Annotated in this window: 13 protein-coding genes; 3 read left to right on the top strand and 10 right to left on the bottom strand. The window is 68.4% G+C overall.

Going from position 1 to position 11,619, the window contains the following annotated elements; translation table 11 throughout:
* Positions 1-8 precede the first annotated feature (8 nt).
* Positions 9-509, top strand: a complete 501-nt coding sequence (locus tag DEA06_RS03265) for a glutathione peroxidase (protein ID WP_116646487.1) — start codon at positions 9-11, stop codon at positions 507-509.
* On the opposite strand, the gene DEA06_RS03260 is transcribed toward DEA06_RS03265, so the two are convergent.
* A complete protein-coding gene (locus DEA06_RS03260) occupies positions 498-1,193 on the bottom strand; it encodes a DsbA family oxidoreductase (protein WP_116646486.1) in 696 nt (231 codons plus the stop codon). The two genes, DEA06_RS03265 and DEA06_RS03260, sit on opposite strands and share 12 nt — an antisense overlap.
* Positions 1,194-1,311: 118 nt before the next feature.
* Here DEA06_RS03260 and DEA06_RS03255 point away from each other — a divergent pair, with 118 nt between their 5' ends.
* Positions 1,312-2,388 (top strand): PIG-L family deacetylase, encoded by a 1,077-nt coding sequence (locus tag DEA06_RS03255; RefSeq protein WP_116646485.1) that lies wholly within the window; start codon positions 1,312-1,314, stop codon positions 2,386-2,388.
* A 13-nt stretch (positions 2,389-2,401) separates the two neighbouring features.
* Here DEA06_RS03255 and DEA06_RS03250 read toward each other — a convergent pair whose 3' ends face one another.
* Both DEA06_RS03250 and recO read right to left on the bottom strand, forming a co-directional pair.
* Positions 2,402-3,208 (bottom strand): isoprenyl transferase, encoded by an 807-nt coding sequence (locus tag DEA06_RS03250; protein ID WP_116646484.1) that lies wholly within the window; start codon positions 3,206-3,208, stop codon positions 2,402-2,404.
* Entirely contained in the window at positions 3,205-3,948 is a 744-nt protein-coding gene (gene recO, locus DEA06_RS03245; RefSeq protein ID WP_116646483.1) for a DNA repair protein RecO, read from the bottom strand. Before recO ends, DEA06_RS03250 begins: the two co-directional genes overlap by 4 nt.
* Positions 3,949-4,015: 67 nt before the next feature.
* Here recO and DEA06_RS03240 point away from each other — a divergent pair, with 67 nt between their 5' ends.
* A complete protein-coding gene (locus DEA06_RS03240) occupies positions 4,016-4,726 on the top strand; it encodes a TRIC cation channel family protein (protein WP_116646482.1) in 711 nt (236 codons plus the stop codon).
* Positions 4,727-4,812: 86 nt separating this feature from the next.
* On the opposite strand, the gene leuA is transcribed toward DEA06_RS03240, so the two are convergent.
* The 7 genes from leuA to DEA06_RS03205 all read right to left on the bottom strand — a co-directional run bounded on the left by leuA (position 4,813) and on the right by DEA06_RS03205 (position 11,618).
* Positions 4,813-6,573 carry a 2-isopropylmalate synthase gene (gene leuA / locus DEA06_RS03235; RefSeq protein WP_116646816.1) on the bottom strand — a complete coding sequence of 587 codons (1,761 nt, stop codon included), beginning with the start codon at positions 6,571-6,573 and terminating at the stop codon, positions 4,813-4,815.
* 151 nt (positions 6,574-6,724) lie between these two features.
* Positions 6,725-7,618 (bottom strand): GTPase Era, encoded by an 894-nt coding sequence (era, locus tag DEA06_RS03230; protein ID WP_116646481.1) that lies wholly within the window; start codon positions 7,616-7,618, stop codon positions 6,725-6,727.
* Between the two features lies 1 nt (position 7,619).
* Positions 7,620-8,951, bottom strand: a complete 1,332-nt coding sequence (locus DEA06_RS03225; protein ID WP_116646480.1) for a hemolysin family protein — start codon at positions 8,949-8,951, stop codon at positions 7,620-7,622.
* A complete protein-coding gene (ybeY, locus tag DEA06_RS03220) occupies positions 8,948-9,418 on the bottom strand; it encodes an rRNA maturation RNase YbeY (protein WP_116646479.1) in 471 nt (156 codons plus the stop codon). The genes DEA06_RS03225 and ybeY overlap by 4 nt, the downstream gene beginning before the upstream one ends.
* Positions 9,415-10,497 (bottom strand): PhoH family protein, encoded by a 1,083-nt coding sequence (locus tag DEA06_RS03215; protein ID WP_116646478.1) that lies wholly within the window; start codon positions 10,495-10,497, stop codon positions 9,415-9,417. Before DEA06_RS03215 ends, ybeY begins: the two co-directional genes overlap by 4 nt.
* On the bottom strand, positions 10,490-10,837 hold the full coding sequence (locus tag DEA06_RS03210; RefSeq protein WP_116646477.1) for an HIT domain-containing protein: 348 nt from the start codon (positions 10,835-10,837) through the stop codon (positions 10,490-10,492). The genes DEA06_RS03215 and DEA06_RS03210 overlap by 8 nt, the downstream gene beginning before the upstream one ends.
* A 49-nt stretch (positions 10,838-10,886) precedes the next feature.
* Positions 10,887-11,618 carry a 16S rRNA (uracil(1498)-N(3))-methyltransferase gene (locus DEA06_RS03205; protein WP_116646476.1) on the bottom strand — a complete coding sequence of 244 codons (732 nt, stop codon included), beginning with the start codon at positions 11,616-11,618 and terminating at the stop codon, positions 10,887-10,889.
* Position 11,619 lies beyond the last annotated feature (1 nt).

Below are 11,619 nucleotides of genomic sequence, written 5' to 3'. Positions count from 1 at the left end.
TGGGGACCATGACCGCTGATTCCACAGATCTCCGCGACATCCCGTTCCAAACGGCGGATGGTGAGCCGACGAGCCTTGCAGCGTACGGACAAGACGTGCTCCTCATCGTGAACGTGGCATCGAAGTGCGGCCTGGCCCCGCAGTACGAGCAGCTCGAGGAGCTGCAGCGCACGTACGGCGACCGCGGCTTCACCGTGCTGGGCTTTCCCTGCAACCAGTTCATGGGGCAGGAGCCGGGGTCGATGGACGAGATCCTCGACTACTGCGCGACCACCTGGGGAGTCAGCTTCCCCGTGCTCGACAAGGTGAAGGTGAACGGGCCGGGAGCGGCTCCCCTCTACAAGGCGCTGAAGAAGGCCGAAGACCTCGAGGGCAAGCGCGGGCCCATCCTGTGGAACTTCGAGAAGTTCGTGCTCACCCCGACCGGTGACGTGCACCGCTTCCGACCGACCACCAAACCCGACGACCCGGCGATCGTGGCCGTCATCGAGCGCGCTCTAGGCGACTGACTCCTCGGCTTCGGCGGTGCTGGCCTGTCGGCGCTCGTCCCACACCTGGCGCGCGATCTGGGCGAAGGCTTCTGCGGGTTGAGCGCCGCTGACCCCGTACTTGCCGTCGATCACGAAGAACGGCACGCCGGTGATGCCGTAGGCCTGCGCCTGCGCCTGGTCGGCGCGCACGTCGTCGAGATAGCGCTCTGAGACGAGCGCGTCGCGCGCGGCGTCGGGATCGAGCCCGGCGTCGGCGGCCAGCGCGACCAATACGTCGTCCCGCCCGAGGTGGCGACCCTCGGTGAAGTAGGCCGACATCAGACGCTCGGTGAGGTCGGGCTGCCTGCCCTCCGCCTTGGCGAAGTGCAGCAGCTGGTGAGCCTTGACCGTGTTCGTGTGCTTCAGCGTGTCGAACCGGTACTCCAGGCCAGCCGCGGCGGCGACACCGGTGACGCGGTCGAGCATCTCGCGCGCCTGCTCGGCGGGGATGCCCTTGTGATGCGCGAGGTAGTCGGTCTCGCCGCCGTCGAAGTCGACCGGTGTGTCGGGGGCGAGCTCGTAGGAGTGGAAGACCACCTCCACGACGGGAGCGTCGTCGTCGGTGGATGCTGCGGCAAGGCCGGATTCCAGGTTGCGCTTACCGATGTAGCACCACGGGCAGGCGATGTCGCTCCACACGTCGATCTTGATGGCGTCTGTCATGTCATGCGCAACACCTCGGCCACGGTGCGCATTCCATGACACGGGGGGATTACCGCGACGTGCAATGATGGGTCCGATAATTCGCAAGGGGGTTGCGGATCTCGGGGAAATGAGAATCATGCGTCATCGGGGTAAGAGCGGCCTGTCCGCACTCGGATTCATCGTCGTCGCCTCTGCGGTCGCATTCGGACTGGCAGGCTGCGTCGCCGTATCCGCGACCGAGGTCGCGCCGACCACGGAGCCCACAGTCTCGTCGGTGGCGAACGCGACTCCGACCCCCACACCGACGACGACCCCGACCGTCGTGCCGTCACCCACGGCCACCGCAGAGCCCGAGCCGCCCGCGCCGCCGCCGGTCGATCCGCTGCGTCCCGCGTGCGCGGGTGCCCGAGCGATGTCGGTCTGGGCTCACGAAGACGACGATCTGCTGTTCGCCGGCGCGCAGCTCCCGCAGGTGCTCGCGTCTGGCGGCTGCATCCGCACCGTCTTCCTCACGGACGGCGATGCCGGCCGCGGCGCAGAATACGCGAACGGCCGCGTGCAGGGCATCCACCGTGCCTACGACGTTCTCCGTGGAGCCTCGTCATCCTGGACGCAGACAGCGGTGACGCTGCCCTCCGGCGCCACGGTCTCGGTGCATCAGCCCGTCGATGACACCCGGGTCTCGCTCGTCTTCCTTCATCTGCCCGATGGCAACCTCAACGGTCAGGGGTACCCCGCGACGGGCGAGGTCAGCCTGGCCAAGCTGGCCGCTGACAAGATCGCCGCTCTCGCCCCCTCCACGGGCGGGGCGCCCCTGTCGTGGAACGCGATCGTCGCGGGCCTCGGCGACCTGATCAGCGCTTATCAGCCGGCCTCCTTCTTCACGCACGTGCCCGGCAGCGCCAACGCGTTGGCCAAGGGCGACCATGCAGACCACGCCATCACGGGCATTCTCGCGCGCAAGGCGTGGTTCAGCGGCGACCGCGGCGGCTCGACGATCATGTACGCGATGGGGTACCAGTCGGCCCAACGACCGGCCAACCTGTCGGGCGAGGTGCTCCGGCACAAGATCGCCGTGTTCCGCACCTACGCCGCCGACGACCCCGTGATCCGCGGCTGCACCGATGACGCGTCGTGCCTGGCGGTGCCACGCTTCGGCAGCTGGCTCGGGCGCGAATACCTCTTCACCGAAGCGGAACTCGGGATCGGGTGAGCCCGAGCACCCACTACTCTTCGTCGGGTGTGTCGACGGCGCCGCCGAACCGGCGGTCCCGTCCGAGATAGTGCCCGATCGCATCCCAGAGGTGCGTACGACGGAAGTCGGGCCAGAGGGTGTCGAGGAAGACGAATTCGGCATAGGCCGACTCCCACAGCAGGAAGTTCGACGTCCGCTGCTCGCCGCTGGAGCGGACGAAGAGATCGACGTCGGGCATGTCAGGCTGGTAGAGGTGACGGCGGATCAGTTTCTCCGTGACGGCCGAGGGTTTCAGCCGTCCCGCCGAGATCTCCTCACCGATCCGTCTCATGGCGTCGACGAGTTCGACCCGGCCGCCGTAATTCACGCACATCGTCAGGGTGAGCACGTCGTTGCCCGCGGTCAGCTGTTCGGCGTACTGCAACTCCTTGATGACCGAGCCCCAGAGGCGCGGTTTGCGCCCGGCCCACCGCACTCGCACGCCCCACTCGTTGAGCTGGTCGCGACGCCGGTGCAGCACGTCGCGGTTGAACCCCATGAGGAAGCGCACCTCGTCGGGCGAGCGCGACCAGTTCTCCGTCGAGAACGCATAGACAGAAAGGTGCTTCACACCGGCCTGCACGGCACCGGCGACGACATCGAGAAGCGCCGCTTCACCTGCGCGGTGACCCTCGACGCGGGTCAGGCCCTGACGGTTCGCCCAGCGGCCGTTGCCGTCCATGACGATGGCCACATGCTCCGGCACCGATCCGCGCGGAAAGGCGGGCGGGTACTCACCGGTCCAATCCAGAGGGCGGAAGGGCACAGCATCCTTGTGGGTGAAGGGCTTCGGGCTCATCGGGTGATCTGCGCTCTTCCCGTTTCGACGTGGGCGAGCGAGCGGATGCCGCGCTCGAGGTGCCACTGCGCATAGGCGGCGACGAGGCCGGATGCTGCGGCAGAGGCATGCTGCGGTGCGCCGTCGACGGCGTCCCACTCCCCCGCCATCAACGAGCGGAGAAGGGATGTCGTCTCGGGCGCGACCTTCGGCGAACCGACGGGTGCGCAGTTCGCGCACACCATGCCGCCGAGCTGCGCGACGAACGACCGGTGGTCGCCGGCGGTTCCGCAGCGCGCGCATTCGCCGAGCCCGGGCGCCCAGCCCGACAGCGCCATGACACGCAGGAGGTAGGAGTCGAGCACGCTGCGGGGGGTGTGGTCGCCCTTGGCGAGGGCGCGGAGACCCCCCACGAGCAGAAGATACTGCTGCGGGGTCGCCTCGGACTCGTTGAGCCGGTCGGCGGTCTCGACCATGGCGTTGGCGGAGGTGTAGCGCTCGTACTCCACGACGATGTCGGCGCCGTACGATCCGAGCGACTCCGCCTGCTGCACCACGTCGAGGGTGCGCCCGCGGTAGAGCTGCACATCGGCGACCATGAACGGTTCGAGGCGCGCGCCGAACTTCGACGAGGTACGCCGCACGCCCTTCGCGACCGCACGGATCTTGCCGTTGCGGCGGCTCAGCAGGGTGAGGATGCGATCCGCCTCCCCCAGCTTGTGGGTACGCAGGATCACGACTTCGTCGCGATAAGTGGGCACGATCCATTATCTGTCGCCCCGACGACGTCAGGCCGGCACCGCCCCGCCGACGCGGGACAATGGTGGGGTGGATCAGCCCGAGTTCGTCATCCCCCTGTGGGCCGACCTCACCGCGGTCGGGCTCGGAGGCGTGCAGGGGGCGCTGTTCGCCTCGGGTTTCCGAGGCCAACGGCGGCTCGATCTCCTCGGCGTCGCCATCATCGGCATCCTGATCGGCATGGGCGGCGGACTCATCCGCGACCTGCTCCTCGGTGTGCCTCCCGCCACCCTTCAGAGCAACTGGTATCTGCTCGTCGCGACCGGCGCCGCGCTCGTGGGGATGCTGCTGGCCGGGGTCTTCCAGCGGGTCAACCGGGTCATCGTCGTGCTCGACGCCTTCGTGATCGGCATGTTCGGCGCGTTCGGCACCAGCAAGGCGCTGGCGCTCGGCCTCCCGATGGTGCCCGCCGTCTTCGTGGGCGTTTGCGCCGCTGTCGGCGGAGGCGTGCTCCGCGACGCCCTCATGGGGCTCCCCATCGCGATCATGCACGTCGGCTCGCTCTACGCGGTGGCGGCGGCGGCGGGATGCTTCGTGCTCGCCACGGCCGCCGCATTCGGGCTGCCGCTGGTGGGCGCGGCGATCACGGGCATCGCCGTCACCGCCGTCATCCGCATCCTCGCCGTGGTGTACGACCTCTCGCTCCCCGAACAGCGCATGCTCTACCGCCGCAAGGTTGCCGCGGAGACCCGGGCTATCCCGGTCATCCGCCCCGACGCGCAGCATCCGCCCCTCCCGTAAAGACCGCGAGACCCCTTCCGACGCACGAGACCCCGGTCGAATGTCGGGGTCTCGCGCGCAGAACGAGGTCTCGCGGTCAAGAGGGGTCAGACGGCGGCGAGCTCGCCCGCGTTCTCGCGGGTGCGGATCGCGCGGTTGACGCCCGAGATGATGGCCTTGAGGCTGGCGGTCGAGATGTCACCGTCGATGCCGACACCCCAGAGGCGCTCGCCCTCCACCCGCAGCTCGACGTACGAAGCCGCCTGCGCGTCGCCGCCGGCACTGAGCGTGTGCTCGACGTAGTCGTAGAGCGAGATATCGATGCCGCGCGAGCGCACGATCTCGAGGAACGCCGCGATAGGGCCGTTGCCGTTCGCGGTGGTGTCTTCGATCGAGTCGCCGTCGCGCAGTCGCACGTGCAGCTCGACGTCGCCGCTCATATCGCTCGACGAGCGCGTGCCGAGCACTTCGAAACGCCCCCAGCGATCGGCGGCGTCAGGCGCCGGCAGATACTCGTCGGTGAAGACGGCCCAGATCTGGTCGCTCGTGACCTCGCCGCCCTCGGCGTCGGTCTTGGCCTGCACGACACCCGAGAACTCGATCTGCAGCTTGCGAGGCAGGTCGAGGGCGTGGTCGCTCTTCAGCAGGTAGGCGACGCCGCCCTTGCCCGACTGCGAATTGACGCGGATGACGGCTTCGTACGAGCGGCCCAGGTCTTTCGGGTCGATGGGCAGGTACGGCACGGCCCACTCGATCTCGTCGACCGTGACGCCCTGGGCATCCGCCCGCGCGGCCATCGCCTCGAAGCCCTTCTTGATGGCGTCCTGGTGCGAGCCGCTGAAGGCCGTGAACACGAGGTCGCCGGCCCAGGGGCTGCGCTCGGGCACGGGCAGCTGGTTGCAGTACTCGACCGTGCGCTTGACGTGGTCGATGTCGCTGAAGTCGATCTGGGGGTCGATGCCCTGCGACAGCAGGTTGATGCCCAGTGCGACGAGGTCGACGTTGCCGGTGCGCTCCCCGTTGCCGAAGAGGCACCCTTCGATGCGGTCGGCACCGGCCATGTAGCCGAGTTCCGCCGCCGCGACGGCGGTTCCGCGGTCGTTGTGCGGGTGCAGCGAGAGCAGCACGTTCTCGCGGTGGTTGAGGTGACGCGACATCCACTCGATCGAGTCGGCGTAGACGTTCGGGGTCGCCATCTCGACGGTGGCGGGCAGGTTGATGACGACCTTGCGCTCGGGCGTCGGCTCGAGGATCTCGAGCACCTGGTTGCAGATGTCGACGGCGAACTCGAGCTCGGTGCCGGTGTAGCTCTCGGGCGAGTACTCGTAGAACACCTCGGTCTCGGGCACGGTCTTCTCGTACTGGCGGCACAGGCGCGCACCAGCCAGGGCGATGTCGACGATGCCCTGCTGGTCGGTGCGGAAGACGACCTCGCGCTGCAGCACGCTCGTCGAGTTGTAGAAGTGCACGATCGCGCGCTTGGCCCCCGCGATCGACTCGTAGGTGCGAGCGATCAGGTGTTCGCGCGCCTGCGTCAGCACCTGGATCGACACGTCATCGGGGATGCGGTTCTCTTCGATCAGCTTGCGCACGAAGTCGAAGTCGGTCTGGCTCGCGCTGGGGAACCCGACCTCGATCTCCTTGTAGCCCATCTGCACGAGCAGCTCGAACATGACGAGTTTGCGCTCGGGGCTCATAGGGTCGATGAGGGCCTGGTTGCCGTCACGGAGATCAACGGCGCACCACCGGGGAGCCTCGGTGATGCGGGCGTCAGGCCAGGTACGGTCGGGCAGATCGACGCGGATCTGCTCGTGGTACGGCCGGTACTTGTGGATGGGCGCGGCCGTGGGCTGCTGGGTGTTCTTCATGATGCTGTCGCTTCCGTTGAATGAGAGACGGGCCGACGACAAGCTCCGCGACGAGGTGGGCCCTAGAACGAGGCCTCGTCGCGGCGACTAAGAAGAAGCAGACCGTGAAGCATGCACAGATCGTACCAGGATGCTGCGCCCCGGCGTTCGCTCAGAACCCGAGGCGTCCGAGCTGCTTCGGGTCGCGCTGCCATTCCTTCGCCACGCGCACGCGTAGAGACAGGAAGACCCGCGTGCCGACGAGCGGCTCGATGCCGGCGCGGGCGCGGGCGCCGACGTCGGCGAGACGCGAACCCTTCGGCCCGATGATGATGCCCTTCTGACTGTCGCGTTCCACGACGATGTTGGCGTAGATGTCGGTCAGGTCGGTGCCCTCACGGGCCGCGATGTCTTCGACGGTCACAGCGATCGAGTGCGGCAGTTCGTCCCTGACGCCCTCGAGTGCGGCCTCGCGGATGATCTCGGCGATCCGGTCGTCGAGGCTTTCATCGGTCACGACGCCTTCGCCGTACAGCGGCGGGCCGTCGGGCATCATGCCGATCAGCTCGGCGACGAGCACGTCGAGCTGCTCCCCCGCCGTCGCCGAGAGGGGGATGACACTCGCCCAGTCCTCGCGGAGAGCGTCGACCTCGAGCAGACGCTCGGCGATCTGGTCGCGACTCGCCGCGTCGGTCTTGGTGACGATCGCGACCTTCTTCGCGCGCGGGTAGCCGCTGAGCGACTCCGCGATCCGCCGGTCGCCGGGGCCCACCTTCTCGGTCGCCGGCACGCAGAAACCGATCACGTCGACGTCGCCGAGTACCTGCTCGACGAGGTTGTTCAGCCGCTCCCCGAGAAGGGTGCGCGGGCGGTGGATACCCGGGGTGTCGACGATGACGAGTTGCCCGTCGGCGCGATTGACGATCCCGCGGATCGCTCGCCGGGTCGTCTGCGGCTTCTCGCTGGTGATGGCGACCTTCTCACCGACGAGGGCATTCGTGAGCGTGGACTTTCCCACGTTGGGTCGGCCGACGAAGGTGGCGAACCCCGAGCGGAAGTCGGTCATCTCATTCCCCTTTTCGAGGGAGACGGATCTCCCCGGTCTGCGGTGCGCGACCATCGGTGGTCGTCGTCGCCGCGTCAAGATTCTCGGCCCGCTCGACGAAGACCGTCGCAAGCCCGCGGCCGCGGCCGCGGGAGGCGCCGCCGGTCATCGTGAGGCCGGCGTACTGCGCTGTGGCGCCCGGCTGCGGCACGCGACCCAGCGCCTTGCCGAGGAGACCGCCGATCGAGTCGACGTCGTCGTCCTCGAGCTCGATCCCGAACAGGTCGCCGACCTCGTCGAGCGCAACGCGCGCACTGAGACGGTATCGGCCGGGCTCGAGCTCGACGATCTCGGTCGAACGCGCGTCGTACTCGTCGGAGATGTCGCCGACGAGCTCTTCGATGAGGTCCTCGAGGGTCACGAGGCCGGCCACGCCGCCGTACTCGTCGACCGCGAGGCACACGTGAACGGCGTCGCGCCGCATCTTCTGCAGAAGCGTCTCGGCCTTCATCGACTCGGGCACGAACATCGCCGGACGCGCTATGCGGCGGATCGGGGCGTCGCGCCACGAACCCTGGTCTTCGAACCCGAACTGCACGAGGTCTTTGAGGTACAGCATTCCGACGACGTCGTCCCGCTCATCGTCGACCAGCGGGAGCCGGGAATGACCCGTGTCGAGGAAGAGGGTCATCGCCGAACGGGTCGAGGCCGCAGCATCCACCGTCGTCATGTCGGTGCGCGGGATCATCACCTCGCGCACATACCGATCGGTGAAGTCGAACACCGAATGGATGAGCTCGCGGTCGTCCTCTTCGATGAGTTCGTTCTCGGCGGCCTCGTCGATGATGCTGAGCAATTGCTCCTCCGACGCGAACGACGAGCCCTGCGACAGACCGGGCGTGACGCGGTTGCCGATCGCGACGAGGCCGTAGGCGAGGGGGCCGAGCAGGATCCGCAGACCCCGCACGAGCGGAGCCGCTCCCAGCAGGAGGCCGCGAGCATGCTGACGCCCCACCGAGCGGGGGCTTGCGCCGACCGCGACGAACGAGATGCCCGTCATCAGCAACGCCGCCGCGAGCATCGCCCACCAGATGTTGTCGAAGAGGAGGGTGAAGGCGACGGTCACGAGCACGGCCGCCGCGGTCTCTGCGAGCACGCGGATGAACGCGACCGCGTTGGCATGGGCGTCGGGGTCGTCGGCGATCTTCTGCAGGGCGCTGACGCTGCGACCCTCCGAGGTGAGGTCGACGAGATCGGCGCGCGAAGTGACGCTGAGCGCGGCCTCGATGGCGGCCATGAGACCGCCGAAGGCGACGAGGAGGAGGGCTGCGACGAGCAGGAGGGTTTCGGTCATGTGCGGCGACGTCGCCGCTCGGAAGCCTGGAAGCCCGAGATGAGCTCCTTCTGCAGACCGAACATCTCGCGCTCGTCTTCGGGCTCGGCGTGGTCGTAACCGAGCAGGTGCAGCAGCCCGTGGGTGGTGAGCATGACGAGTTCGTCCTGCGTAGAGTGCTTCGCCGCCACGGCCTGTGTCTCAGCCACCTGCGGGCAGAGCACGATGTCGCCGAGGAGACCGGCCGGAGTGGGCGCGTCGTCGGTGCCGGGGCGAAGTTCGTCCATCGGGAAGCTCAGCACGTCGGTGGGGCCGGGCTCGTCCATCCACTGCACGTGCAGCGCCTCCATCGCGCCCTCGTCGACGAGCACGATGGCGAGGTCGGCGTCGGGGCTGACGTGCAGCTCGGCGAGGTCGAACTCGACGAGGCGGAGGAGAACCTGCTCGTCGACCGCCACGCCCGACTCGTTGTTGATCTCGATCGTCACGGGCGTCCTCGTCTCGGCTGGTGATCGCGGGGGCCGGCCGCGCGACCGCCGCGGCGCTCGGCACGGTTGGCGAACTCGGCGGCTTCGTCGCGCTCGCGGCGAGACGCCAGGCGTTCCTCGTCGTACTCGGTGTAGGCGTCGACGATGCGCCCGACGAGCGTGTGACGCACCACGTCGGCGCTGGTCAGGTACGCGAAGTGGATGTCGTCGATGTCGCGCAGCACGCGGGTCACGAGACGCAGGCCCGACGCGCCCATCGGCAGGTCGACCTGGGTGATGTCGCCCGTCACGACCATCCGCGTGCCGAATCCGAGGCGGGTGAGGAACATCTTCATCTGCTCGGGCGTGGTGTTCTGGGCCTCGTCGAGCACGACGAACGAGTCGTTGAGCGTGCGCCCCCGCATGTACGCCAGCGGGGCGACCTCGATGGTGCCCGAAGCGATGAGCTTGGGCACGATCTCGGGGTCCATCATCTCGTTCAGCGCGTCGTAGAGCGGGCGCAGGTAGGGGTCGATCTTGTCTGTCAGCGAGCCCGGGAGGAATCCGAGACGCTCGCCGGCCTCGACGGCGGGGCGGGTCAGGATGATGCGGCTGACCTCTTTGCGCTGAAGCGCCTGCACGGCCTTCGCCATCGCGAGGTAGGTCTTTCCGGTACCGGCGGGGCCGATACCGAAGACGATCGTGCTCTCCTCGATCGCGTCGACGTAGGCCTTCTGCCCGAGCGTCTTCGGGCGGATGACCTTTCCGCGTGACGACAGGATCGCCTCGCCGAGCACCTCGGAGGGGCGGGGTCCGCCTTCGGAGCGCAGGATGCGGCTGGAGCTGCTCACATCCGACGGCTCGAGCCCGTGCCCGGCTTTCGTCATGGCGATGAGCTCTTCGACGAGAGCGAGCGCTCCGGCCACGACACGAGCCTCGCCGCTCAGTGTGATCTCGTTGCCGCGCACGAGCACGTCGACTCCCGGGTGCTCCTTCTCGACCACGCGCAGCAACCGGTCCTGCGGACCGAGCAGCTGAACCATGGCGACACCGTCGACGTAGACGTGCTCGACGACGGTCTCGTCGAAGGATTCAGGCATTCAGGCTCTTCTCGTCGAGGTCGCCCGCGAGCACGTGGGCGTGAACGTGGAAGACGGTCTGTCCGGCAGCTGCGCCGGTGTTGAAGATCAACCGGAACTCGCCGTCGGCGTGTTCGGCGGCGACGGTGCGCGCGAGCCCGACGACCTCGGCCAGGAGCGCCGGGTCACCGGCTGCGAGCTCCACGACATCGCGGTACGCGGCCGTCTTCGGAATCACGAGGATGTGGACGGGTGCCTTCGGGGCGATGTCGCGGATGGCGAAGACGTTCTTCGTCTCGGCGATGATCTCCGACGGGATCTCACCCTCGAGAATGCGCGTGAAGATCGAGGTCTCGGTCATGCAACCAGTCTACCGGCGCGGGGTCGAGCGGATCCGGCCGCGGGCGAGGTCACCAGCGGCCGAGCGCGACGCTCACGACGGCGAGGGCGGCGGCGCCCGCGGTCGAGGTGCGCAGAACGGTCGTCCCCAGCCGCACCCGAACCGCACCGGCGTCTTCGAGAGCGGCGAATTCGGCCGCGGCGATTCCGCCCTCGGGACCGACGACGAACACGACGTCGCGCGTGTCGTCGGCGAGGTCGACCGCGCTCAGGGGAGCCTCGGCCGACGGCTCGAGCAGCAGCATCCGCGTCTGTCCGGCCAGGGCGACGAGGTCAGCCGTACGAGCGAGCGAGCGCACCTCGGGAACCCACGCGCGATGGGCCTGCTTCGCCGCCTCGCGCACGATGGTCGTCCAGCGCGCGATTGCCTTGTCGGCCTTGCCGTCCCACCGCGAGACGCTGCGCTCGGCCTGCCAGGGCACGATCGCGTCGACACCGAGCTCGGTGGCGGCCTGCACCGCGAGCTCGTCTCGGTCGCCCTTCGCGAGCGCCTGCACGAGGATCACCCGCGGGCTCGGTGCCGGTTCCTCCCGACGCGCGTCGACTCGCACCGTCACCTCACGAGGAGAGACGGCAGCACTGCGGCCGGTGAGCCACACGCCCCGGCCATCCCCGACCGTGACCGCCTCGTCGACCCGAAGCCGACGAACGGATGCTGCGTGGTGGGCCTCGGCACCCTCGAGGACGACGTCATCGCCGGGCCGAGCCGAGGTCGCGGCGTCGGAGAGGAAGTGCAGCGCCACG

It is taken from the genome of Microbacterium sp. Gd 4-13 (assembly GCF_003095395.1).
Taxonomy (GTDB): Bacteria; Actinomycetota; Actinomycetes; order Actinomycetales; family Microbacteriaceae; genus Microbacterium.
This window is presented reverse-complemented; position numbering and strand designations above follow the sequence as displayed.